At 39.1% G+C, this 24,594-nt stretch carries 22 protein-coding genes; 4 read left to right on the forward strand and 18 right to left on the reverse strand.

The features are described 5' to 3' along the window. Window positions 1-1,718: 1,718 nt before the first annotated feature. The 8 genes from OZX76_RS08940 to OZX76_RS08975 all read right to left on the reverse strand — a co-directional run bounded on the left by OZX76_RS08940 (window position 1,719) and on the right by OZX76_RS08975 (window position 7,361). Window positions 1,719-1,994 (reverse strand): DUF2922 domain-containing protein, encoded by a 276-nt coding sequence (locus tag OZX76_RS08940; RefSeq protein ID WP_277179590.1) that lies wholly within the window; start codon window positions 1,992-1,994, stop codon window positions 1,719-1,721. A gap of 43 nt (window positions 1,995-2,037) precedes the next feature. After that, window positions 2,038-2,250 (reverse strand): DUF1659 domain-containing protein, encoded by a 213-nt coding sequence (locus tag OZX76_RS08945; RefSeq protein WP_277132167.1) that lies wholly within the window; start codon window positions 2,248-2,250, stop codon window positions 2,038-2,040. 405 nt (window positions 2,251-2,655) lie between these two features. Next, complete coding sequence (locus OZX76_RS08950; protein ID WP_277179592.1) at window positions 2,656-3,516, reverse strand: DNA/RNA non-specific endonuclease; 861 nt, start codon at window positions 3,514-3,516, stop codon at window positions 2,656-2,658. A 97-nt stretch (window positions 3,517-3,613) separates the two neighbouring features. Continuing rightward, a complete protein-coding gene (locus OZX76_RS08955; protein ID WP_277179594.1) occupies window positions 3,614-4,567 on the reverse strand; it encodes an exonuclease domain-containing protein in 954 nt (317 codons plus the stop codon). A 12-nt stretch (window positions 4,568-4,579) separates the two neighbouring features. Next, window positions 4,580-5,401 (reverse strand): Sir2 family NAD-dependent protein deacetylase, encoded by an 822-nt coding sequence (locus tag OZX76_RS08960; RefSeq protein ID WP_277179596.1) that lies wholly within the window; start codon window positions 5,399-5,401, stop codon window positions 4,580-4,582. A gap of 11 nt (window positions 5,402-5,412) precedes the next feature. Further along, window positions 5,413-6,048, reverse strand: a complete 636-nt coding sequence (locus OZX76_RS08965; RefSeq protein ID WP_277132172.1) for a DUF421 domain-containing protein — start codon at window positions 6,046-6,048, stop codon at window positions 5,413-5,415. Window positions 6,049-6,059: 11 nt separating this feature from the next. Further along, window positions 6,060-6,509, reverse strand: a complete 450-nt coding sequence (locus tag OZX76_RS08970; protein WP_277179598.1) for a DUF3290 domain-containing protein — start codon at window positions 6,507-6,509, stop codon at window positions 6,060-6,062. 99 nt (window positions 6,510-6,608) lie between these two features. Further along, the gene (locus OZX76_RS08975) at window positions 6,609-7,361 is read right to left on the reverse strand and encodes a PAS domain-containing protein (RefSeq protein WP_277179600.1); all 753 of its coding nucleotides are present in this window, start codon (window positions 7,359-7,361) and stop codon (window positions 6,609-6,611) included. A gap of 513 nt (window positions 7,362-7,874) precedes the next feature. Between OZX76_RS08975 and OZX76_RS08980 the strand changes: the two genes are divergently transcribed. Beyond that, entirely contained in the window at window positions 7,875-8,789 is a 915-nt protein-coding gene (locus OZX76_RS08980) for a prolyl aminopeptidase (protein WP_277179602.1), read from the forward strand. A 41-nt stretch (window positions 8,790-8,830) separates the two neighbouring features. Here the strand turns inward: OZX76_RS08980 and OZX76_RS08985 are convergent, their stop codons facing one another. Beyond that, entirely contained in the window at window positions 8,831-9,496 is a 666-nt protein-coding gene (locus tag OZX76_RS08985) for a type 1 glutamine amidotransferase (RefSeq protein ID WP_277179604.1), read from the reverse strand. Window positions 9,497-9,682: 186 nt separating this feature from the next. Between OZX76_RS08985 and OZX76_RS08990 the strand changes: the two genes are divergently transcribed. The 3 genes from OZX76_RS08990 (at window position 9,683) to OZX76_RS09000 (ending at window position 13,311) form a co-directional block, all read left to right on the forward strand. Continuing rightward, complete coding sequence (locus tag OZX76_RS08990) at window positions 9,683-10,531, forward strand: hypothetical protein (protein WP_277179606.1); 849 nt, start codon at window positions 9,683-9,685, stop codon at window positions 10,529-10,531. Window positions 10,532-10,742: 211 nt separating this feature from the next. Then, complete coding sequence (locus tag OZX76_RS08995; RefSeq protein WP_277179608.1) at window positions 10,743-11,165, forward strand: hypothetical protein; 423 nt, start codon at window positions 10,743-10,745, stop codon at window positions 11,163-11,165. Window positions 11,166-11,283: 118 nt separating this feature from the next. After that, complete coding sequence (locus OZX76_RS09000) at window positions 11,284-13,311, forward strand: KUP/HAK/KT family potassium transporter (protein ID WP_277179610.1); 2,028 nt, start codon at window positions 11,284-11,286, stop codon at window positions 13,309-13,311. 109 nt (window positions 13,312-13,420) lie between these two features. On the opposite strand, the gene OZX76_RS09005 is transcribed toward OZX76_RS09000, so the two are convergent. The 9 genes from OZX76_RS09005 to OZX76_RS09045 form a co-directional block, all read right to left on the reverse strand. After that, window positions 13,421-15,370 carry a M13 family metallopeptidase gene (locus tag OZX76_RS09005; RefSeq protein ID WP_277179612.1) on the reverse strand — a complete coding sequence of 650 codons (1,950 nt, stop codon included), beginning with the start codon at window positions 15,368-15,370 and terminating at the stop codon, window positions 13,421-13,423. Between the two features lie 88 nt (window positions 15,371-15,458). Then, window positions 15,459-16,679 carry an MFS transporter gene (locus OZX76_RS09010; protein ID WP_277179614.1) on the reverse strand — a complete coding sequence of 407 codons (1,221 nt, stop codon included), beginning with the start codon at window positions 16,677-16,679 and terminating at the stop codon, window positions 15,459-15,461. A gap of 91 nt (window positions 16,680-16,770) precedes the next feature. Beyond that, complete coding sequence (locus OZX76_RS09015) at window positions 16,771-17,313, reverse strand: hypothetical protein (protein ID WP_277132185.1); 543 nt, start codon at window positions 17,311-17,313, stop codon at window positions 16,771-16,773. Further along, window positions 17,310-17,876 (reverse strand): ImmA/IrrE family metallo-endopeptidase, encoded by a 567-nt coding sequence (locus tag OZX76_RS09020; RefSeq protein WP_277132186.1) that lies wholly within the window; start codon window positions 17,874-17,876, stop codon window positions 17,310-17,312. The genes OZX76_RS09015 and OZX76_RS09020 overlap by 4 nt, the downstream gene beginning before the upstream one ends. Window positions 17,877-17,963: 87 nt before the next feature. Then, entirely contained in the window at window positions 17,964-19,238 is a 1,275-nt protein-coding gene (locus OZX76_RS09025; protein ID WP_277179616.1) for a carboxylate--amine ligase, read from the reverse strand. A 13-nt stretch (window positions 19,239-19,251) separates the two neighbouring features. Continuing rightward, window positions 19,252-21,201, reverse strand: coding sequence for an asparagine synthase (glutamine-hydrolyzing) (asnB, locus tag OZX76_RS09030; protein ID WP_277132190.1), 1,950 nt, complete (start codon window positions 21,199-21,201; stop codon window positions 19,252-19,254). Window positions 21,202-21,309: 108 nt separating this feature from the next. Beyond that, on the reverse strand, window positions 21,310-22,707 hold the full coding sequence (locus OZX76_RS09035) for a metallophosphoesterase (protein ID WP_277179618.1): 1,398 nt from the start codon (window positions 22,705-22,707) through the stop codon (window positions 21,310-21,312). Window positions 22,708-22,759: 52 nt separating this feature from the next. Beyond that, window positions 22,760-23,245 (reverse strand): hypothetical protein, encoded by a 486-nt coding sequence (locus OZX76_RS09040; protein WP_277132194.1) that lies wholly within the window; start codon window positions 23,243-23,245, stop codon window positions 22,760-22,762. Between the two features lie 236 nt (window positions 23,246-23,481). Then, the gene (locus OZX76_RS09045) at window positions 23,482-24,528 is read right to left on the reverse strand and encodes an aldose epimerase family protein (RefSeq protein WP_277179620.1); all 1,047 of its coding nucleotides are present in this window, start codon (window positions 24,526-24,528) and stop codon (window positions 23,482-23,484) included. Window positions 24,529-24,594 lie beyond the last annotated feature (66 nt).

A 24,594-nucleotide genomic window follows, 5' to 3' on the forward strand; every position in this document is an offset into this window, starting at 1 on the left:
AAAGTATAATTTCATCACAAATGGTAAAACCTTATTTAGCAATGTATTTAGCGTATTTTCTCACTATTCTTCACATAAGAAATCTCTAGTTTTGCATAAATTTTACAAAATAATAACAAAATTATTTGAAAACTATTCGTTTATGTAATTAACAAGTTAAGTTAAACTGTCGGATCATTTCCTATTGTAATGCAAACAAAAAGAACACTGCTCATCAAAGCAGTGCTCTTTTATATGTATATGGATGACCCCGAAGTTAGTTGTATAAGATAAACTGTTAGAGAAGGTTGTACTACTCAAGCGAGATCATCCCAAAGTGCTAGAAAAGAAAATTTATGAGTAGCATAACCACGTATATTATAGCATTATTTACTGAATAAACCAGTTCATTTTAAATAATTACAGCCCGAATTTAAACATGCAAAAAGCCATATCAAGGTGCAACTTGATATGGCTTTTTGGGTGTTACCCCAATGAGGAATAACACGCCAAATGCTCGTTATGAGTATATTATAGCATGGATTATTCAAAAAAGAACAATTATTTGCTAATTTCATATATCAATCATTAACTTATTTTGATATAATCTTATTTGTCATCGCACCTCCTTAACATGAAGGGAGGTGAGGAAGATGCGCAAAATTATCGCGCAAGTTGCGATTGCAGTTTTGACTAAGTTGATTATTCAATTGGTTAATCTGTTAGTAGATAAAATTATATGCTATCTACGAGATCGCAATAAGCGATGACGTAAGTCATATAACCCAAACGCTTCTTTAAGTGAAAAAAAAGCCATATCAAGGCACAACTTGATATGGCTTTTTGGGTTACCCCAATGAGGAATAACACGCAAAATTATCGCTATGAGTTTATTATAACATGGTTTATTCAAAAAAGAACAATTATTTGCTAATTTCATATATCAATCATTAACTTATTTTGGTATAATCTTATTTGTCATCGCACCTCCTTAATACGAAGGGAGGTGAGGAAAATGCGAAAAATATTCGCACAAATTGCGATCGCAGTTTTGACTAAGTTGATTATTCAATTGGTTAATCTGTCAGTAGATAAAATTATATGCTATCTACGAGATCGCAACAAGCGATGACGTAAGTCATATAACCCAAACGCTTCTTTAAGTGAAAAAAAAGCCATATCAAGCATCCACCTTGATATGGCTTTTTGGGTTACCCCAATGAGGAATAACACGGAAAATATTCGCTATGAGTTTATTATAACATGGTTTATTCAAAAAAGAACAATTATTTGCTAATTTCATATATCAATCATTAACTTATTTTGACATAATTTTATTTGCCATCGCACCTCCTTAATACGAAGGGAGGTGAGGAAAATGCGAAAAATATTCGCACAAATTGCGATCGCAGTTCTGACTAAATTGATTATTCAATTGGTCAATCTGTTAGTAGATAAAGTTATATGCTATCTACGTAACCGCAGTAAGCGATGATAGTATAACCCAAACGCTTCTTTAAGTGAAAAAAAGCCATATCAAGTCGCACCTTGATATGGCTTTTTGGGTTACCCCAATGAGGAATAACACGGAAAATATTCGCTATGAGTTTATTATAGCATGGTTTATTCAAAAAAGAACAAATTTATAGATAAAATTAAAGGGGCATGCATCCCTCAACGGAATCCACGCCCCTTTTAATCTCTATCTGTTAAAGAACTGCTTAATTGTCCTAATTATCTTAGCCAACCTGACTAGGATTAGCAGGCTGTTCTGGCTCACTTGCAGTATCGTCAAACATATCAGTAACAGTTCGTTCAATATATGCAGCAGATTGAGGAATCTTATACAGATCAACTCCATCCTTTTGGAAGGCATCAGCCTTAACGATTGCATCCATTGCTGCCTTAACTGCAGCTGGTTCTAAGTCATTTGCTGCATCAGGCAGAGATAAGCTGGAACGCTTATTTGCACCATTTAAAAATACCAATTGAAGAGTCTTTGTTGTCTTAGTCATAATTATTTACTCCTATTCGTTTCTAGTAATTGCTTTACTTTTCTTAATCTGCCAATGGTACGATTTGCTTTTGAATTAAAGTCGCCGCGCCAAGTGTATCACCTTGCAATGTTGATAAGGCTGCCCCAACATCTGCTAGACCAGCTGCCGTTACGCCCTCCTTCACATTATTTAAGATACGACTTTTGGCACCGCCGGTGTATTTTTCATTCAAAAAAGTGTATTGGATTGATTGGTCTGATAATTCAAAGTTCATAATTGTTACTCCTTAGTAATTAATAATAGCGTTTGTGTAATCGACCTGCGCGCTAGATGTCTTACACTATTACTAACGAATTGAAACCGCCAAGTGTAACATTTTTATTTAAAAACGGAGCAAAATTGTGTGAGATACCAAAAGACTACTGCATTACAGTAGTCCTTTAGTAGTATATTTATTGTTTATCCAAGCAGCCAAAGTTTTTGACTGCTAATGACATTTTTTCATTATAACTTTCTGCTGCTTGCACCTACTCTCGTATCATTTAGGCAAAGCAATAATTATGATGCTCGGACCATTTCTATTAATTGTATTGCCCAACTAATACACTATTCTATATTAGCCAAAAAGTCAACAGCAGCTCAAGAAAAAAGGACTATGCCCCAATAGTCCCCCATTCAGTTATTCAATTACCTGTAACTCATGATTAACCTTGGCGCGGCCATCGGCGTAATCAAAGATATAGTCTGGCTGTACGTTAAATAGATACACGTTAAAGTCCAGACTGCCGTCAGTTGTTACAGCCTGCAGATTGATCCCGCGCGCCATCAACTCATTATCACGAAAAATCGGCGTTGCTTGATAAATTACCCGCTTGTTAGCCCGCAACGCTGCCCTAATTTTACTTTCAAAAATCGTTTGGATCTTTTGATTAGAAAATGCCGTCTGTGTAAAAAGGTTCTTCGGATTATTTTGGTCGCCAGACTTATTATTAGGGTTATAATTTCCCTCCTGATCAATCCCAGCTGACACGGAATAGGCAATCATGTGCCCGCGGTTATAGAGCTGGGTGCTGCCTCGATGATTATAATGCCACGCCGTTGGCTCAACGAACTGCCGCACACGCAAGCTATCATTAGCCACGTTCCGCTTTTCCAAAAAGGCCGTGTTGGAATGTGACGTGCGGTTCAAACTGTCCAAATCAGAATAAATTACCCGGTTGACCTTCCATGCATTCTTAATCAACGTGGAATGGTCATGATTGACCGTAATATAGGCTTTACTACCACTCTTAAAATTCAGTTGCGCCAACTTTTGATAGTCCTTTTGAGCAAGACCACCATAAACTTTTGCTGCTCTTTGTGCCTTACCCACATCAGTAGTCTGCGGCTTTTTGCCAGTCAATTGGTCGACCAAATGATTGCCGCTGGAGTCACTGCCACCCTTAGTCGAGACACCCCACACGAGAGCAATCAAAATAATCACAACTGACCAAAAGTTGCTGCTTTTCTTGCTAGTTCGTTTACTTCGCTTGCGCGCCATAAAATTACTCCTTAATTAATATCAATTAAGTATAACTAATCGAACTGTTGTTTGCAATATGTGCAATAAAAAAGCGCGATTGTCATCGTGCTTAGTTTTAACTTCTTGCCCATTCATCGAGCATGTTAAGAAAGAACTTCTCTGACCAGCGTTTAATCTTACTGCCATCGTGATTAAGCTCCTCAGCCTTGAGCCTTGCCGCATTATTTTTATCAAAGAAATCATGGTCGCCCATAATCAAATAATCGGTATCTGGAGTAACTTCAACCTGTGCTTGACCACCGAGGTTATTAACCAGCTGCATTGCTTCCTCATTAGCCATCCCCAAATTGCCCGCAAAGACAATCTTCTTGTTGTTAACAGGATTGCGAAAACCCAACTGCCACGATTCCAATCCATCTGCCAACAAATCCAGATTTTTTACCTTATCCTTAGCCTGCTGCAGCAATTCATCAGTAAAATGCTCACGAAAATCATCGTAGACCTTTTTGGTATCAATCGAGTCTGCTAAGCCGTGGTGCTGCTCAACTTGTGCAATCCCGGCACGTCTAATGCAGTCAAGCAAGCGATTATGTTGGCGGGGATAATACACCCGCGCTAGTCGCAAGACATCAACGTAATCATTGTTCAACTCAGCCAGCTTGAACTTCTTAGTTAAATCATACAAAAAGTTCAGGTCAAAATTAACGTTATAACCAATAATCACATCATCCCCGATGAACTCGCGAAATTCGGTCATTGCCCGTCTCACAGGGATACCTTCATCAAGCAGCTGCTGCTCGGTAATCCCATTTAGCTTAGTGATAAAGGCTGGCACCTTATTAGACCCGGGATAAGTCACCAAGTTGCTGTATCGAGCAACAATCTTATTATTCCGCACCTTCACGCCGCCTAGTTCCGTCACGTGATCGCGGTAAGGACTAAGACCTGTGGTTTCAATATCCAGCATTGTGTAGTCGGGCAAAAAGCTCGGCAGCTCTTGTCCCTTACCACGCAACTTATTTTGGGCACCAGAAACATGCAGCACCCCATTTTTAATAAAAATACTCATCCTTACTTCCCACTATTTTTGTACTAAACCGGCAATTAATGCCGCAGAACCACTCCCAGTTGCCGCACTACGCTTTTGCAAATCATCCGGCAACAGCTCCGGTGTTAAGTCGGCTGCCACATACGACCACTGCGGAAACTGCTGGACTAAATGCACGATCGGATCAAGTAGCTGCGGACTTGTCGCGTCAACGCCGAGTTCCAAGAAAACCACACGCTTGTCCTCGTTCCCTGTCAAGAACCAACGAAACCGGGTATTGGCAGCAGTATCGGGATAAAAGTGCGCGTTTAACGGCATGTGCAATTCCATTGGCTGCTGGCAAATTTTACATTTAGGCACCATTGCCGCCGTAACTTGGTCAATTTCCTTAGTTGCCAGTTTAGCAACAATTGCGCGATTATCTTTTAGGCCGTGGTTAATCCCACTTGAACATTGCATCTTGGTCCAATCACCAAAGGCATTAAAAATTCGGTTTTCATTAAAGCCTGCAGTTTCAAAGAAATGCCCAAAAGTCGACGTAGCAATAAAGTACTCTTTCTGACCAATCAGTTGCTTTAATTGCCGCATTGCCTTGCTCGGCTGATAAGCCAGCGTATATTTTTGCACCAATTTACTCCAAAACAGCCACTGCTCTTGCCATGACGCGAATCTTTTGTCTAGAGCATCCCCAATTGTATGCACATCATACTTTTGCGCAATTACCGGAAAGTCTTGGTCAAACGTCCCTTGAGCTAGAATGTCCAGCCCCTCAACTTGCGCCATACCATTGCCCGCAGTTACGATGACTACCTCAGCATCTGCTAACAACTGCTTTGCCTTGTCTAAATTTTCCATAGTTTCCTTTTCTAATTATCATGATAACCCGTAAACGATAGCTTGCCATGATTAAAATCGGCTAAAAAGACATCACTCACGTTCTTGAAGCCGGCTTTTCGGGCTTCTTCTGTAAGCCATTCATTATCCTTATGAATTAATTCAAGCACATCTTGATTAACTTGACCATCATTAATAATAGGAAAGCGGACATTTGTCTCATCTTTTTGAATGACAGTTAATTGGCCATTCTTTTCAAAAATACAATTTTTGACATTTTCAACCGAATAAATCCCCTGGCTGCGCAATTTAAACATTAACTCATTGGCAGAGATTCCAGCAGTTAAGCAGTTGCGCACAAGCACCTTACCCTCTTTAATTACCTGAATTGGCTTACCATCAATCACGTTGCGCACCCAATTATTGTGCTCACGCGCATATTTAAGAATGAAAACGACCAGCGTCCAAACAATCAGTACCAGCAAAAACTGCAAGACAGAAATATTGGCATTGTAAATCACGCCGCCGATAATGCCACCAAGGACATAATTTTGTAATTGGTCCAGAGCCGTCGTCGGTGCCAAGTTGCTTTTGCCAAAGACATTAATCTGAAAAATCAGGGTTAACACACCAAGGGCAAATTTAATAAAAAGTTGTAAATAATCCATGAGACTGCCTCCTAATTCTTCACATTAACATCATGATTGATAACGTGAGCTTTACTCAAGGTATAACTGTTATTATCCTCATTTAAGTTAAGTTGATAATCAGTGTCTTTAGAATTAATACGCACAATTATACCATTCTGCAGCGTTGTCGAATTAACCAGAACATCGGATGTCGTCACGCCTTGATCGCGCGCAATTGACTTGATAAACGGCACAATCTGAACCGACTGCGACTTAACCAGCGTTGTTTCCACATACTTTTCGTACTGCGTGCCTACAAACAATAGTAAAAACAGCAGCGCAATAATCCCCAAATCACGATAACGCGTATCAAATCGATGGCGCAAATACAAAACTGCAAACACAATCATCGTTAGTGCCGCCGCCGCAATTAACACGTAGAGAATGGTTTTGCTCGTGCTTTGATTTTGCTCAATATATTTAAGTGTATAAAAAGTCATCACATTGTCATCCTTTGTCCTAACAAACTCAAGTTACAATCTATGCTTTTAGTATAACAAAAAGTGGCCAACTATTAGTTGACCACTACTTAGTGATTTTTAGTTTTCAGAAGCGCCACTAGCTGTATCAGTTGTTGGCTCTGGTTCTGCAGGTTTTTCTTCTTTTGCGGCTTCTGCCTTAGTAGAAGCGCCGGTTTTTGCATCAGGATCGGAATTACGTCTGAAAGTTGCGCCAGTTGTTGCGTCTTCATCGATTACCAGCTTTTGACCAGTAGTTTCACAGAAATATTTTACCAATGGGTATAGGTCTTGAACCCATTCATAAATGCCGGCATAGTTACCTTCATCATCAACCACCCGCTTGTAGTAATGAAGCACCAGTTCCTTCAAGTTACCAGTAGGAACTGGCATGTAAACATCATCGTGACCATCTTGTCTTGTACGCAGTGCATGAACAACCTTCTTGGTCTCCTGAATGACATTGGCAACATGCGGATGAACATCATTCATTGTATCACCAACTTGTTCTGGAACACGTTTAGCCTTCATCTTGGCATTTGGGTCAACTGGACGGTTGTACCACAAGAATTGGTTATTGTCATCGACAAACGATAATTCACCAATCGTGTCGCGCAACATCCAGTTAATTTGATTAACTGTTAACAAACCACTGTCGAGTTTAACGTAATCGTCACCTTCAGCGGCATGGACCTTCTTAGCAGCTTGATCTAACCAGTCGGGGTCTTCCTTATTAATTCCCGTAACTGTGTAGCGGCTCTTGCCTGTAGCATCGAAGTCTTCTTGCATATATTCGTCAGGATTCATGTCCTTCAGCCATTGTGGTTCTGCCATATTTATCTCCTTGTTCAATAAGTAACTTACTAATAGTATAATTGTATTATAAAAGCGCTTAATTTGCACTAGCAATCCAAAAAATATTTTTTATTACTTTGACAATATAAAAAAGCAGTTAAACCCTGATGGCTTAGCTGCTTCACTAAACGTCAAATCCGTGCTATTATTACCTTGATGGTAAAGATAGTAATAGTGAGACGAAGCTATTAGATTGGACTTCGGCACTGCGTCTCAAGGTACATGCCAGTGTACCCCATAGCCAGTGCCAAACACCAAAAGGTTTGTCAAAATAAGACTTCCTTTCATTGTAAACTTTGGGGTACATGATTTCTCATGTACTTTTTTTATTATATCAGAAGTAAGCGGTATCTTTTAACGCGAATTGTTACTAAGATAGTGATCTTCGTAACACCAATAATCCAAAAAATATTTTTTACCGCGTTTGTAATTTTTCTTTCATATAGATATGAGCTAAAATGAAAGTGTAATCATTACATTAAAGGAGAAAATATGAAAACTGGTACTAAAATTATCACTTTAGACAACGGTTACCATTTATGGACCAACACTCAAGGCCACGGCGACATTCACCTTTTGGCTTTGCACGGCGGCCCTGGAGGTAACCACGAATACTGGGAAGATACTGCTGAACAATTGAAGAAGCAGGGCTTGGACATCCAAGTAACAATGTACGACCAACTTGGATCCCTTTATTCTGACCAACCTGATTATTCCGACCCCGAAATTGCTAAAAAGTATTTAACTTACGAATACTTCTTAGATGAAGTTGACGAAGTTCGGGCTAAGTTAGGTCTGGACAATATTTATTTAATCGGTCAAAGTTGGGGCGGCCTCTTGGTTCAAGAATATGCCGTTAAATATGGCCAACACTTGAAGGGGGCCATTATCTCTTCAATGGTTGACGAAATTGACGAATACGTTGCGTCCGTTAACCGTCGCCGGCAGGAAGTCCTCCCACAAACCGAGATTGACTTCATGCACGAATGTGAAGCCAATAACGATTACGACAACGACCGCTACCAAGCTGACGTTAACATCTTAAACATTAACTTTGTCGACCGTAAGCAGCCATCCAAGCTCTATCATCTAAAAGACATTGGTGGCACTGCTGTTTACAATGCCTTCCAAGGTGATAACGAGTTTGTAATCACGGGTAAGCTAAAGGATTGGCACTTTAGAGATCAACTCAAGAACATTAAGGTGCCAACGCTGTTGACTTTTGGCGAGAACGAAACCATGCCAATTGCCACTGCAAAGACAATGCAAAAAGAAATCCCTAACTCACGTCTTGTTACAACGCCAGATGCCGGTCACCACCACATGGTTGACAACCCTGCCGTTTACTACAAGCACTTGGCTGACTTCATCAAGCAAGTTGAAGCTGGCACTTTCAAGGGTGAATAAAATAAAAGAGCGACTCGACTGCGGGTTGCTCTTTTTGTTTATTATTCAGTAATATAATCTAACAATTTAAACATGACTTCCTTGTTCTCTTGCGGAACCGATTGGCGTAAAATGTCGTCTGCCGATTGCTTTAAGATTGACCCCTCAATATAAGGAAAATCATTAACGACCATTTCGCGAACATTATTAGCCTTAGGTTCAAAGTGAAATTGCAGACCAAGCACACGGTGACCGATGACAAAGCCCTGATTTTGGTGATATTTACTTGAAAATAATAATTGGCTACCCTGCGGCAATTCAAACATTTCTTCGTGCCAGTGCAGAGCAAGTAATTCGGTTGGTAACTCAGAAATTGCAGTTGTTTCCAAATGAACGAGTGCCCAGCCCACCTCCTTGACCGCCGCTTTTTTAATAGTAGCACCCAGTGCTTTAGCAATTTGTTGAGCGCCAAAGCAGGCACCAAAAATCGGCTTATCTTGCGCCAGCAGTGTTTTAATTAACTGCCGCTCTTGCTTAATCCACCACAAGTCATCGTTAGAACTCATTGGTCCGCCCAGAATAATCAACATCTCTGTCTCGTCTGCAGTTGGCAAATAACCAAACTGATAGGGATGATACGTATAAACTTCATGATGGTAACTCTCAGCCCAATCGATGATTGAGCCCGGGCCTTCATTAGGTGTATGTTGCAGAATATTAACGCGCATAATATGGCCTTCTTTCAAAATGCTTTACTAATTTCTATCATACAGTAATCTTACACTTTTTGTGTTTAAATAAATTGAATAATCAAATTAGAGAGTTGCTTTTTATTTAAGAAAGCACCAACAGTAGTCAAATATGCCCTAAGCAATTATAATTAGAGTAAGTTAATAAGGAGGATTTTTCCTATTATGAAAAAAACTACGATTTGGACAATTGTGGCAGTTGTCATCATTGTGCTTGGCGGGGGTACCATTTATGGTACCCAAAAAGCCAGCAGTCATCAAGTCAACGCCGCATATACTGAAGCAATGGACAATGGTAAGGACGCGGTAATGGACAAGGACTACATCCGGGCCAGCAGCAATTTTGCTAAAGCCATCAAACTCAAGAATACCGCGACAGCTAAGGTATATAAAGATCAAGCTGACAAGATGCTTACTGCCATTTCCGCCACTAAAGACGGCGAATATACTGATGCATTAAACAATGTCAATAACGTAATTAATGCAAATAACGGCTATGCACTGCTTGCTAAGCAAGGGCAAAAGCTACAGGCAACAATTAAAGATGTCAAAGACAATTACGAGCACGAATTGAAGCCGCTCTTTGACCAAGCCAAAAAGGCTGAGCAAGACAAGCAATACCAGCAAGCTGTTGACCTTTACCAAAAAATTCTTGATTTGCCTTACATTGAAGGCAAATATTATGCTAAATATAAGGAACAAGCTCAAAAAGGCATCGCTAATAACAAAGACGCCGCTAAAGAAAAAGGCACTAGTGTAGCTACTGCAAAAACGACTGCTGGTGACACTGGCAATGCTGGTAAAACCGGTGAAGGTGCAATGGGCGACCACAAGGTTAATGGCAAGACCGTTGGCGCCAGCCAAATTTCACAATTACGCAAAAAATTACAGAGCCTCGGCTTTGACTCAATGTCATGGAGTCCGCAGGACTTAATCGACATGTACAGAAGTACTGGTCACACTAGCCCAAGCCAAATTACCAAGCAAGATGTCCAAAAATACTTAAAACCATAACTTTTAAAGTAACTAATTCTCAGCTCGTCCTTATTATAAGGACGAGCTTTATCTTGCTAGTCTAATTTAAGAGCAAAAACATGATATAATTTAATAGATAATAACAACTATATTTAACGTAATTTACCGCAATAGTTGCTTTTACCGCTTAAACTCGGTAAAATGACTATTGACTTTCACGTTTCCTATTTTTATTAAAGGAGTGTCCGCATTGACTGAACAAGAAAATAACACTAAAGATACTGAACAAGAAAATGATGAACTTAAAGTTGTCATGCCAGATGCCGATTGGTCTACCATGACACAAGAAGAATTTGCTGAGCAGCCTGACTACTTACAAGTCTTCACTGACTTCTACATTTCTCAATTCAATCAACGTGATTTGGAAATTATGGACAGATATGACACCAACGCCAACATGGTTGACATTAACCACTACTTGCTTGACAACATCAAATTTTCACGTAAAGAATTAATCAGACACGTTTTACAATATCATGCAGCCAACTTCCAAAGTTTGATTGACGAAATTGCCAAGAAGGACGAAGTTGACCCAAGTAAAATGACAACTTACATTGACTGGGACAATTGGTATGAAGACCGTCGCAGTAAAATCGAAAATTCTTTGTCATAATTTACTTGTACTACCAACAAAAAAAGAACAAAATAGATACTTAAAGAGAATGCCTTGTTGGACATTCTTTTTTACTTAAAAGTAAATATTATTTTAGTCTATGGGAGTATTCATAACTATGGATCAAAAGAAAAAGCGCATTTCAGCCGCTGGAATGCTGATTACAATTGGGATTGTTTACGGTGATATTGGAACGAGTCCTCTTTACGTAATGAAATCAATCTTAACCGGTAATGGCGGACTGGCAAGTGCTAATCGCGAATTAATTTTGGGTTCAATCTCGTTGATTTTCTGGACGGTTACTTTACTAACCACGGTTAAATACGTAATAGTGGCACTTAACGCAACTAACCGCGGTGAAGGTGGTATCTTTGCCCTTTACGCGCTGGTACGCAAGCGCGCCAAATGGCTGGTTATTCCTGCCTTGATTGGTGGCGCGGCGCTTTTGGCAGATGGGACACTAACGCCAGCAGTAACAGTTACCACCTCAATTGAGGGGTTAAAAAATATGCGGTTCGGCTCTAGTATCCCCGTCCCCAGCCAGACGATGGTCATCGTCATTACTATCGTAATTTTGCTGCTGCTATTTTCAATTCAAATGCTCGGCACCAGCAGTATTGGTAAGGCATTCGGCCCTATTATGCTTGTCTGGTTTACCTTCTTGGGTGCAATCGGCGTGTTAAACATGGCACACGACTGGTCAATTTTGGCAGCACTTAATCCATTTTGGGCAATTAAAATTTTGTTTAGTCCTGCCAACAAGGTCGGTATTTTTATCCTGGGGTCAATCTTCCTGGCAACTACTGGTGCTGAAGCTCTATATTCAGATGTCGGGCACGTTGGTAAGGGCAACATCCGTGGCTCTTGGCCGTATGTCTTCATCTGTTTAGCACTTAATTACCTGGGACAAGGGGTATGGATTTTGCAAAATCCTAATTACCAAACTCACGGGACTGAATTAAACCCCTTTTTTGAAGCTGTACCAGCAAATTTACGACTATTTGCCATTATTTTGGCAACTATCGCCGCAATTATTGCTTCGCAAGCCTTGATTACTGGTTCCTTTACCCTAGTTTCTGAAGCCAGCGGGTTAAAATTCTTGCCACGAATGAATATTGACTATCCAACCACTGAACACGGACAAATTTATATTCCATCCGTGAACAAAATGCTCTGTGTGGCAACCATTGCCATTGTCATGTTCTTCCAGACTTCTGAACACATGGAAGCTGCCTATGGTCTATCAATCACGGTAACAATGCTGATGACTACATTGTTATTGTTTGAATATTTGGGTAACAAAAAGACACCGCTAGTCTTGCGACTAAGCTTCTTACTGGTATTTGGCTTTATCGAAAGCATGTTCTTGATTTCCAGTTTAACTAAATTCATGCGTGGTGGTTACGTAACTGTCTTAATTGCTGGCTTTATCGGTGTTATCATGTTCATCTGGTACTTTGGTAACAAGGTGCGCGATAAGCACGAAGGTGCCAACACTTATGTACGTCTTGACGAATTTACCGACATGTTAACCGACTTGAGCCATGACGATGACTTCCCAGTCTACGCCACAAACCTAGTTTATATGGCAAAAGTTAAATACAATAAATTTATTAAGCGCGAAATTTTGTACTCAATTTTGGATAAGCGTCCTAAACGGGCACATGCTTACTGGTTTGTTTCCGTTAACATTACTAACGAGCCGTTCACGGCAAAATACGCCGTTAATACTTACGATACTAAAAACGTGATTAACGTCCAGTTGTTCCTTGGCTTTAAAAAGCAGACTAGCGTTAACGTCTACTTACGACAAATCGTCCATGACTTAATCAAAGACGGGACAATTGAAGCTCAGCCACAAGAATACACTACAATGCCCGGACGCGAAGTCGGTGATTTCTCCTTCGTTATTGTTAACGACGTTGTCAGTCCATTAACGAAGCTTAAGGGCTTTGACAAGTGGATTGTCCAAGCACGGGTCTGGTTACAAAACTTGTCATCTAACCCAGCAACATGGTTTGGTCTTGAATATACAGATACTGTTGTCGAGCGTGTACCACTCATCTTAGGTAAACCTGAACGCAACTTACATATTAAGCGGGTAGCAACACGCGATTATTCTAATTTAAAGAATGAAGAAAATTAAAAATATCGACAAAAAAGAACGTTAGTACCTGACGATACTAGCGTTCTTTTAGTTAATATTTAGGAGTTGTGTAGTCGCGCTGCTCCTTTTTTATTGCATAAATTCACAATTACCAAATATGAACTCGCTTGTCTGGATCAAGCCACATCCCATCAGTAGGCTTGACGTTAAAGACATCATAGAAGTCATCTTGACATTGAATTTGGACATTAGCCCGTTCAGGACCCGGTGCATGAACATCAACAGCAGTTTGTGTCTTGATTGATTCAGTCAACTGCTTATTAGCCCAAATGCGAGCAAAATTTTCAAACAATTTCTTCAAATCGTCGCCCTCATTCTTAGCGGCTTCAACTGCAGCAGTCAAGCCACCTTGATCGGCAATATTTTCGGAAACAATCTGCTTACCATTCAATTTAACTGGACCGTATTCAATCCCGTCAAAAATGTCAATTTCAGCTTGTGTCCGCTTCTTGAATTCGGCGTAATCTGCATCAGTCCACCAATTAGTCATATTGCCAAATTCATCAAATTGTGCACCATTGTTATCAAAGGCATGAGAAACTTCATGGGCAATTACTGAACCAATCCCACCAAAGTTAGTTGCACGGTCCTGCTTCAAATCATAAAACGGTGCCTGTAAAATAGCTGCTGGGAATGTCAAATCGTTTCTTTGAGGGTCATAACATGCATTAACCAGATTACCCGGCATTGCCCAGATTGTCCGGTCAACTTCCTTGTGCAATTGTTCAATGTTGTACTTTTGTTCCTCAACAGCAAAGGCGCGACCATTTGAATACAAACTGCCACCTTGACTAGCTGGGATAACTTGCAAGCGATCGTAAATTTCTTCAATCTTATCTGGATAACCAATCTTTAATTCTAAAGCTTCCAGCTTAACGATTGCCTGCTTCCTAGTTGCTTCTGACAACCAAGTATTGTTTTGCAAGCGTTCCTCATAAACAGCTAACATCCGGTGAATCATGTCTTCAACGTCTTTTTTGGCATCAGCACCAAAGTAAGTCTGACCATAGTAAACGCCGACAACTTCACTAAAAGCGCCATTAGCAATATGGTATGCCTGCTTTTCACCTGATTGCAGCTCCGGTTGACCTGACAAAGCTTGACTAAACGGAAAGGCAGCTTCACGGAATTCTTGCGATAAGTCTGAGGCTGCATCATTGATAAAGTTAACGATCATCCAACCCTTGATCTCATCAAAGTTGGACTTGTTGATGATTTCGTTAATGTGGTCAAGGTAGCGTGGCTCCTCAACAATAATTCGATCAGGCTCCTCACCGATAACTTCCTTTAAGTAGTATGCAATCTTAAAGTCTTTGAATTTGGCTTCAAAGTCCGCAATCTTCATTGGGTTGTAACAAGCTGGATAATCAGCCCACTCTTCAGCCGACTTAACTACTTTTGCAAGCTTGGCATCAAACTTAATTGCATCTGCAGCATACTTTTCAGCATCAGCAGTTTCAATCCCTGCCATTTCCAGCAATTTAACAGACTGCTTTTGCAAGATTGCTAATAACTTAGCAGCATCCGAAGTCTCATAGGTTGTTGTATCTGGTAAGAAAGTTCCTGGTCCAGCAAAGTTCAACACATTAACCTTGGTGTTCTTCATATCTGGTTCAACACTCAAGCCGAATGGGATTGAAGCAAAAGTAGCTAAGTCTGGAGCATTTAAATTATAATCAGAAAAGTCTCTGATTCCTGTTAATAGCTCTAAGTCTGGCTTAATTGGTGCAGCACCATCTTCGTTACGCTTAGTAAAGTCCTTAGCCAATTTATATAATTCGACAGCCTTAGCCATGTTCGGTACATTAGGAATATCCTTTTTACCTGCAGCAAAGTCCGCAAAGTCAGCCATTAGGTGCTTCTCAACGTTAACATCAATGCCATCAAACGATGCCATCCGCGAACGATCGGATGGAATTTCAGTTTTTTCTAACCATTCAGAGTTAACAGCTAAATACATATTGTCCTGTGGTCTAGTACCCACTTTAGGCTCAATTATATTACCGCTGCCACCTCGAACCGCAATAAGTTTTTTCATATAATCCTCCTCTAGTATTAGATTAAAATAAGTTAAGTTAATCATATCATTTTAATTAAATAACTATTATTAAAAAATATTTACAAAATTACTTGTACATTGTCAGATACTTGCGCATTTTTGCATGCAATGGGATTAGCAAAACTACCATTAAGAAAATTCCGACAGCCGCAACGACAAAAAACGAAATATAACCGGAACGATCAATAATTAAGCCGCCAAATAGTGGGCCAAATGCCTGCCCAATCCCACGAGCCATATTAATTAATCCCTGATACTTTCCCTTGCTCGATAACGGTGACAAATCATTAATATAAGCTGGCACAGCTGGAAAAGCTGTGGCTTCACCAAAAGTCAGAATTAACATTGACAAGGCAAAATGAACAAAATCGCGAGCAAAAATTAATGTCACAAAAGAAATGGCAAACATCAATGTCCCAAAGATAATCTGGTGAAACAGGTTCTTAAACAAGTGCGGATAACGAGCTAGGATTACTTGGATAATCACGATTACCGCGCCGTTTAGTGTCCAGAGCAAACTGTACATATGGAATGGAATCCCCAATGAAACCATATAAACGGATAGGTTAGACTCCCAGTTCATATACATTAACCAAGTTACAGCTAGGGATGTTAAAAAGCCAACAGTGAGCATCATATTATATTTCGGCATCGGTTGTGCCTTTGGCTGCTCACCAGCTGCCACCGTTTTAGCCTGGCGTTTTTTATGAAAGTTAATAATTGGCCGGTAATTAATTGCGGCATTAATTGCAGCAATCGCAAACAAGCTAGCAGCCAAAATAAACAGGAATTCAATTGAGAAGTCATATAGGTAACCAACTAATAATGTACCTGTAACTGTCCCCACATTTTGAGCAAAATAAATCAAATTAAAAACATAGCGTCCCGGATATTTACGCAGACTAGTCGCAATCGAATTAATCATCGTACCATTCCAGCCGCTAATCAATCCAGTTAACGTTAGCCAAATCCAGTAAGCTGGCCAGCCATGGAAAAAGGCCATCAAAAATAAGATAATTGCATCAAGAGCTAGTCCTGTCACAATTAAGGGATAAGGATTACAGCGGTCATAAAAACGCCCGGCCACAAGTGATCCCAAAACGTTGCTTGCACAATTGCAAAATAAGACAACCCCAATCATTGAGAGGCTAATGTGCAATTGCTTGTTTAAATAGACAGACGTCAACGGCCAAACAAAGCTTGACCCAATCCACGTGGCCAATTCACCTAGCAGCAACCAACGTAATTTAATTTCTGTTTCATTATTAGATCCATGTGTAAGTTTCATTTATTCAGTCCTTCCCATTTAAGTTCCAATTACCAGTGTAGCAAGAAGTACCAAAAAAGAACACCCCTTAGCAAAGTGGTGTTCCAAAAAGTTATTTTTCATTATTTTTATGATGATTTTTTTCGATCAATTTTATTAACAGGTCATACAATTCTTTACTAGATGAAAAAATATATTTAAATACAATAGCAAACAAACCTATTAAATTTACAAAAAATCCACCAATTAAAGTACTTTTAACACTATCAGAAAAATTATTCAATAGTACGTAAGCTGTAAAACCTGTAACAAGCAAAAAATATATTGTAAGTCCTATAGTGAACCATTTTTTAGCAATTTCTTTTTCTCTATATTCTTTCTCAACAAAATCATCTATGTGGGTTATTAAATGACTAGTTTTTATTTTCTCGGCTTCTAAAGCTTCTTCAAAAGTATCACGTTCACTATATGAAGTTTCTTCACTAACACTATTTAATTGTTCTGTTGAAGGTGCTGTAGTTTTTCGAATATTTTGTTGATAATTCCTATAAGCCTCGTCAAAACCTAACGTACTCCGCCCATCACTTTTTATGCTTTCAGATATTTCTTGTAATATCTTTTTAGCTTCTTCTTTAGATTTATCATCTACCGTCATCCAACAAAATTCTCCAAATAATGTTTTACTCTAAATCTAGCAGTAGGAGTAGATACTTTATATTTTCTCGCAACATCATTAATTAATTGATCTCCACTTTGCTTATTATCTATTGCCTCTTGAACCATAATCTTAAGCCCTGAAATAGGGATCAAAAACGAAGCAGCAAATTTATTCGCTTCTCTTTCTTTAGCATACTCTTCTTTCGTATATTTAGCTTTTCCACGATAAGCTAATGTATTCAATACATTCTTATTTTGTAATTTTAACTCAGCAGCATCATTATTTGCTCCTGGTATCCAATCATGTTCTAAAATCAAATGTCCTAATTCATGCGCCATAGTAAATCTTTGACGTACTAAAGCATTATTAGAAATACTTACTGTAATAACAGGACATCCTTCATTTTGATCCCATCTTAAATAGCCATCTAAAGCAGGATTACTTACATACCTAACATCTATACCCTGTTGCTCTAAATAAAATTCTAAGTCTTCATAATTTATTGAATCACCAAAAACTATTTTATTAATTCTTTCAGCATATTTTTCAATGTTTTGCATGTTAATCACCCTTTTCTAAAGTAATTTTATCAAAAAAATCAAAATTATCCTATTATTCTTCAAAATATTTTTACAACACAAATAACTTTATTTTTGTGGTTTCTTTTCAAAAAATTGACCCTTGTTTATCTGATAAAACTTCTTATAACGGTCATAATAATTATGGAACATATACTTCATTAACAGCCAGCGCTTAAAATTACGATCCTTATCATAAAAGACAGTGGTACCATAGCGACCCTCATGAATCAATTCTTCGGCAGCCTCTTTAGCTTCATTATCATAAGCATATTCCTTAAAAATCTTAACTGGAACGCCCAGCCATAGAACATGCTTGGACTTTAACTTATTACCGTAAACCGTCGACTTTTCCTTCAAATTATCATTAACGTAATCATCAACATACCATTTAGCCAAATTATAGCCATTCAAAGTTACATAAAAGCTCGACCGGCCCTGACGCAAGTTAATCTCAAAGAACTTGTATTGGCCATCACGCTCATCATACTTAATATCAAAGTTAGCCATTCCGGTATAATTGAGTTTTTCCAAAAAAGCTTCAACTTGCTCGTATAATTTTTCATTATATTCCGGCAAAATTGCCATGTAATTACCAATTGATTGGGGTGTTGGGTCTTCTAACAAAGGATGACCCATACACATCATCTTAACGTGGTGATCCTTATCAACATAAGCATTTAGCACCCGCATGTTAGAGTCATCCCCGGGAATGAAGTCCTGCAGAATCAAGTCGGCTTCATAGCCATTACCGTAGATTTTACCAACAATATCTGTTAATTCAGTTTCATCATGAATCGTGAAAGCTTTTTTGCGCCCCTCAAAGTGAACATCAAGCCAAGAAACAGGATCTTCCGGCTTTAATTCAACTGGATAATCGAACGGCAGCTGCAAATAATTTTCAGCCTGAAAGTCAGCCTTAGTAATAATCTTGGTCTTAGGATATGGCAAGCCATATTCTTCAGCAATTTGATAGAAGCCTTCCTTAGAAATCAATTTTTCAAGCAAGTCATAATCAATATACGGAACAACAAATACGTCTTGTAGTTCGTCCTTGTGTTTAGCAAGCAGCTCTGCATAGCCATCGCCACAAGCAATCAGAATCACTGGTTCTTGATGGTCTTGATAGATTTTCATCTGCTCACGCATCACCGTCATAAAAGTTGGATCTTCACTAAAGCCTTGGTGCAACTCAACTTCAATTATTTTTGAATAACGCGTTGCTGCAAGCTGACTGTCAGCTAGCGCCTTAACCTTAATGCCATAAGCTTGATTAAACGAGCGTGCCATACCATAGACATTAATATCGCTACCCAATAAAATCGGCGTAAATTCTTGATTCATTATCTTGCTCCTATTAAACTAGCTTGCCTTGTTCAATCAAGCTAGCTACTTCCGGCTGCACGTGTTGGTACTTGGCAACAGTGCCCTCATAATCAACAAAGAATAATTTGTACCAAACAAGGAAGGTATAGATTGTCCAAATCTGACGGCGGTGAGAACCATCGCCATTGAAGTTTTCATCAAGTAATTGCAAAATTTTATCTTGCTCAAAAATATCGCTAACAAAGTCTTCACTAAACATTTCTCGTACTTGCTTATCAAATCGTGGCTCTTGCAGCCATTCTTTGATTGGCGTTGGGAAGCCCAATTTTGGCCTTTTAGCCCATTCATCCGGCAAAACTCTTTCAGAAGCCTTACGCAGAGCATACTTGGTGTCATGCTTATTAACTAAATATTCAGTTGGAATCGCGTTTGCTCGCTCAGCAATCTTGCGGTCAAGATATGGTACCCGTAATTCTAGTGAGTGGGCCATTGAAATCTTGTCTGCTTTTTGCTCAATATCATTCAGCATAAAGTGGTGCAAGTCAATGTATTGCATTTGGCGAACATTATCGAGGTCCTTGACCTTCTTAAAGTCAGACTGGTAAATACTGTTAACCGTCAACTTATTGCGGTATGACGGCTTCAAAATGCTGTTGGCATCTTCGGAAGTAAAGATTGTCGGGTAATCCATATCATAAATAACAGATTGACCAACGTAAAACTCACTTGGCTCAGCTAAATTAGTGTACAGATGCACTTTCCCTGGGAAGTTTGGCATCTTCTTAATTGTGTGTGCCAACTTAACCTTGGTCTTCTTCGGCAATTTGGTTAATTGTGATGTAAAGACCTTAATAATGTTGTTATGCGTGTGCATCCCGTAATTGACATAACCAGCAAATAACTCATCGGCACCTTCACCTGATAGAGCAACTGTCACGTGCTTACGCGCCATTTTACACAAGTACCATAGCGGAATAATTGACGGGTTCGCATCCGGCTCATCCATGTGGTACTGCATTTCGGGGAAGTCATGCATTGCTTCATCCGACTTTACTTTATCGGAGAAGAACTTCCATCCCTTAATGTCAGCCAAGGCCTTTGCCTTCGATGCCTCATCATAAGTTGCATCATCAAATGAAATTGAAAAGACATCATCGGGATCCAAAATACTGGTAATGTAGCTAGAATCTACACCTTCTGATAAAAAGGCACCAACTGGCACATCAGCAATTCTGTACAAGTCAACCGTTTCTTTAAGATCGTCATCAATCTTTTTAACAGTTTCTTCAAAGCTCAAATTGTTAGCCTTGTATTCGGCATCCCAATATTGATGGGTCGTCATCTTGCCGTCCTTGTATTCAAACCAGTGACCTGCTGGGAAGCGGTGAACTCCCTTAAAGAAGGTTTCCTCGAGGTCATTATATTGGTTCATTAAATATGGTTTAACTGCTTCTGTATTTAACCGCCGTTTAAAACCCGGGAAAGCAAAGAAGCTCTTCAGTTCTGAACCCATGAGCAAATGTCCGTTTTCGTCACTGTAATAGAGTGGCTTAATTCCGAAAAAGTCCCGCGCACCATACATTGTTTGAGTATTATCATCCCAGATAATGAAGGCGAACATTCCGCGCACACGCTTGAGCAAACCATCCATTCCCCATTCTTCAAAACCATGCAGTAATACTTCTGTATCAGTTTCAGTGGTGAAGGTGTGTCCAGCATCAATCAGTTCTTTTCTTAATGGTTGGAAATTGTAAATTTCCCCGTTAAAAATAATTGCTCGTGTATTATCTTCATTAAAAATTGGCTGACTACCACAGCGTAAATCAATAATTGATAATCTTCTAAAGCCCAGTGCAACCTTGTCATTAGTATACATTCCGTCAGAATCTGGACCTCTGTGTTTAATCGTTGCCATCATTTTACCAATGGCTTTTTGTTTGTCATTTATTTCTGGATCATAAAATGCGACAATTCCGCACATAGTTTATCTTCCCTTAATTAGTTTTCTTAATCTATTAAATTCTTTATTTTAACTGTTTTATTATATGCTAAAAGCCGGACGATTACCAAGATGTCCGGCTCAATTTTACTAAATATAAAAGATTCTGCGTTTAGATGCAGCACCATAACCAAATACTTGGATAGCATGGCGGTGCAAGTCAATATTTACAATATAACCAGCAAATTCAGTATGGTGGTCAATCTGGCGATTCCAATTCTTATTGTACTTGGTCGTCAGCACATGGTTAGGTCCCATCAAAGCCGAGCAGTTAAACAAAATATACTGAATGCCGTTGATGCGATATTGGTCTTCACGGTGGCGGTGACCACAGAAGTAGGCAATAATTCGCGCATTTTTAATATTAGTAAAGTCAAAATCATTTGCCAAGCGAAATTCTGGTGGTATTCCGCGACTAGAATGCATCTGTCCTTTTTCACATTGGTTAAACGCAACAAGAAGCTCATGCAGCGAGCGACCATTGTACTTTAAAGCATTAGTCCCCTTACGGTTAATCGGATTAGCATGGCTCATTAAAATTATTTTTTTATTTGATGATTGCTCTAAAATTTCAATAATTTCTTCAATCTGGTCTTCTCTAACTGCTAGCGTTATTTTAGTATCATACTTCTTTTGCCCCTGGGCATCGAGCTCATAAGGAACATCCGAAGTATTAACGGAAATAAAGCGCAAATCATCAACATCGTAGTAGCAGACGCCATGCTGGTGCGAAATAAAATGAATGTCCTGTTGGGCATACATTTTGGGCCACATAATACTTTCAAATTCATTTTCGGGAAAAGATGCCTTTAAATCATGATGTTCATCATACTTATCGTTTTCGTCATGATTGCCCTTAATCATGATTGATGGAACTTTGTTAGATATAAAGGAATCACGCAGCCTAATCAGCTCACTCTCACTTAAAAATCCTGTGTCTGAGCCATCAATCCAATCACCCAGATGAACTTTAAGGTCAAGCATGCCAGAATCATCCAGATAAGAAAATTCATTAACATGGGTTAATCCGTTCCAACCATAAAAATCACTGCTATTGCGATCCTTATAGTGGGTATCAGAAATCACACTAACATTAACGGAATTCTTACCCTGACGCACGTGATCGTGAACTCGAGTAATAAATTCGTCAAGGTACTGTTCCGTCACATAGCGCCGCCCAGTCTTACGATTAGCAAACGCGCGATAGCGACCTAACTCTTGATTAAACTCCCGCACGTATTCCGGCGCCAATTTTTCCGTACTCTCTAAGCTGAGTGCCTGATGTAAAACGCCGTTCTCATCCTTATAAACAGTCAAGTTATACGGCTGACCTCCCGGCGTCCCCTGCTTACCATCAACGAGATACTCGCCAACCGTCATATACTCCTGCATTGGATCAAGTTCTGTACTTTTATTCTTAAAAGCCGCCCGCTTTTTAACACCAATTAAACGATCAAATAATCCTTCTGCATGCCTAAACACATTCATGATTTTGGCCCCTAACAAAAAAAGCTGAACCAATAATAGTCCAGCTTAAAAATTATGCATTTTCTGCTAAAGCATGTGCTGCCAAGCCAATTGACAAAACCGCATCCTTTGACAATACCCCTTGTAAGTCCTTAAAGGCGATTGCTTGAACCGCACTAATTACCTTAAGACTATATGCGACAACATGATAATCAACTGTACTGTTATAAAAATTATCCTCATAAGGATCTTCATGATTATAAGTCAGATTAATTTCATCCTTATCCACAAAACCATCCACATGATTAGTTAAAATCCGATCATGCAAGTCTGTTAGCTTCTCTGACAATTTAATCAAGGTCAGCTTATGATCACTTTCAGTCTCGTAATATTGCTCTTGCGTCATATCAAAGTAGTCTTTAAGCGGCTTGTTTAAAATATGCAAGCTATCAACTGCACGATAAACAGCATCTGCATCAAACGCTATTTCCTTATTCAAAATCTTTTCTTGGTTCGCGGCCAAGTCATCGGCCAAAGTCATTGTCTCTAACTTATCCATGGTATCCTCCTAAAGTTCAACTTATATTATACCAAAAATAGTTATTAAACTAGTCCCTTTATCACTTCTCAACGATAAATTCTTTAATTTTATTTCAAATTGGCAACTATCTGTTCAGCAATATTTTTAACTTATTCCGACTTGACCAAAAGCGCCCTTGAAATTTCTATACTTTGGCTTCAGCTAGTAACTTGTGTATTGCTCTTATTAATAGGCTAATAGCTATATATATAGTATTACTTTTCATAACGCAAATGATACTTAATTATGTATGACTTCTCCTCGCCCTTTTTCAATTCAATTGCGGAAAAGTCTCGCGCACTGCCAGCTTTAGCCAAAGTCTGCGGCTCAAGCGCAATTCCTTCGTATGGTTGACCCACACCATTAGTTCTAATCAAGTTCATCTCATCTTTAGTAAATGAATTAGCAGTAAACATTACCAAGCCGTTTCTATCGGACTCAATACCCACACTAGTGTCAGTTTCTGGGTCTACTAACTTGGCGATCAAATTGTCATCGTCTGGCTTAACTGCAAAAATATCATCAAAACCTTTTTCAGCAGTATCACTCATTCCAGCAATTGCTTTGCCCAAACTTGTTGGTTGCTGAAAATCAAACGGAGTATGTCCAACTGAAATTTGCTTACCAGTTGGGATCTTATTATTGTCTAACTCCTGAATTTGCGCCGCATTTACCTTCAGTACCTGCCTAGTAATCGTATCATCAATACCTAAATTGAAGTAAACATGCTGCGTTGGGTTAAAGACCGTATCAGCCGTGCTCGTAGCATTGTACTTGATACCAACAATATCATCAGATGACAGGGTGTAAATAATCTTTACTTGTAATTCGCCTGGGTAACCATCATCTTTTTGTAAATGACTCATTTCAATTGCATCACCTTCAGCAGTTGAAATAATTTTGCCCCGCCAAATTTGACTATTAAAGCCTGTTGGTCCACCATGCAAAGTTGTTGTCCCCTCATTTTGTGGTAATTGCGTTGTCTGACCATCAAGGACAATTTGCCCATTCATAATTCGCCCAGCTGTTCGACCAATCGCCATGCAAACATAAAATGGGTTGGCAAGATAGTCTTTACTATGATAGTAATTTAAAACTATATTGTGTGTGCCCTTCTTACTTGGCACCTTGATTTCATAAATTGTTGAGCCTAAAGTTAACAGTGATAATGTCACCCCGTTAGCATTTGTCAGACTCAACTTTTGAATTTTATGACCCTGATATTCGTCAAATTCACTAATTATTCCATGTACGTCTTTCATTTTTATCCTCCTAAAATTTATTTCTTGTATTCGCTTACATTAATATATTACTTTTACTACTCAATG

Origin of the sequence: Lactobacillus sp. ESL0677, assembly GCF_029392875.1 — a bacterium.
Classification (GTDB): Bacteria; Bacillota; Bacilli; order Lactobacillales; family Lactobacillaceae; genus Lactobacillus.

Bases quoted from the DNA above. Each gene is read 5' to 3' on its own strand.
- OZX76_RS08980 (WP_277179602.1), top strand. From the start codon at position 7,875: ATGAAAACTGGTACTAAAATTATCACTTTAGACAACGGTTACCATTTA.
- OZX76_RS09010 (WP_277179614.1), bottom strand. From the start codon at position 16,679: ATGAAACTTACACATGGATCTAATAATGAAACAGAAATTAAATTACGT.
- OZX76_RS09025 (WP_277179616.1), bottom strand. From the start codon at position 19,238: ATGAATCAAGAATTTACGCCGATTTTATTGGGTAGCGATATTAATGTC.
- OZX76_RS08965 (WP_277132172.1), bottom strand. From the start codon at position 6,048: ATGGATTATTTACAACTTTTTATTAAATTTGCCCTTGGTGTGTTAACC.
- OZX76_RS08940 (WP_277179590.1), bottom strand. From the start codon at position 1,994: ATGACTAAGACAACAAAGACTCTTCAATTGGTATTTTTAAATGGTGCA.
- OZX76_RS09005 (WP_277179612.1), bottom strand. From the start codon at position 15,370: ATGAAAAAACTTATTGCGGTTCGAGGTGGCAGCGGTAATATAATTGAG.
- OZX76_RS08945 (WP_277132167.1), bottom strand. From the start codon at position 2,250: ATGAACTTTGAATTATCAGACCAATCAATCCAATACACTTTTTTGAAT.
- OZX76_RS09000 (WP_277179610.1), top strand. From the start codon at position 11,284: ATGGATCAAAAGAAAAAGCGCATTTCAGCCGCTGGAATGCTGATTACA.
- OZX76_RS09015 (WP_277132185.1), bottom strand. From the start codon at position 17,313: ATGACGGTAGATGATAAATCTAAAGAAGAAGCTAAAAAGATATTACAA.
- OZX76_RS09035 (WP_277179618.1), bottom strand. From the start codon at position 22,707: ATGAATGTGTTTAGGCATGCAGAAGGATTATTTGATCGTTTAATTGGT.
- OZX76_RS08950 (WP_277179592.1), bottom strand. From the start codon at position 3,516: ATGGCGCGCAAGCGAAGTAAACGAACTAGCAAGAAAAGCAGCAACTTT.
- OZX76_RS08985 (WP_277179604.1), bottom strand. From the start codon at position 9,496: ATGCGCGTTAATATTCTGCAACATACACCTAATGAAGGCCCGGGCTCA.
- OZX76_RS08955 (WP_277179594.1), bottom strand. From the start codon at position 4,567: ATGAGTATTTTTATTAAAAATGGGGTGCTGCATGTTTCTGGTGCCCAA.
- OZX76_RS09045 (WP_277179620.1), bottom strand. From the start codon at position 24,528: ATGAAAGACGTACATGGAATAATTAGTGAATTTGACGAATATCAGGGT.
- asnB (WP_277132190.1), bottom strand. From the start codon at position 21,201: ATGTGCGGAATTGTCGCATTTTATGATCCAGAAATAAATGACAAACAA.
- OZX76_RS08970 (WP_277179598.1), bottom strand. From the start codon at position 6,509: ATGACTTTTTATACACTTAAATATATTGAGCAAAATCAAAGCACGAGC.
- OZX76_RS09020 (WP_277132186.1), bottom strand. From the start codon at position 17,876: ATGCAAAACATTGAAAAATATGCTGAAAGAATTAATAAAATAGTTTTT.
- OZX76_RS09040 (WP_277132194.1), bottom strand. From the start codon at position 23,245: ATGGATAAGTTAGAGACAATGACTTTGGCCGATGACTTGGCCGCGAAC.
- OZX76_RS08990 (WP_277179606.1), top strand. From the start codon at position 9,683: ATGAAAAAAACTACGATTTGGACAATTGTGGCAGTTGTCATCATTGTG.
- OZX76_RS08975 (WP_277179600.1), bottom strand. From the start codon at position 7,361: ATGGCAGAACCACAATGGCTGAAGGACATGAATCCTGACGAATATATG.
- OZX76_RS08960 (WP_277179596.1), bottom strand. From the start codon at position 5,401: ATGGAAAATTTAGACAAGGCAAAGCAGTTGTTAGCAGATGCTGAGGTA.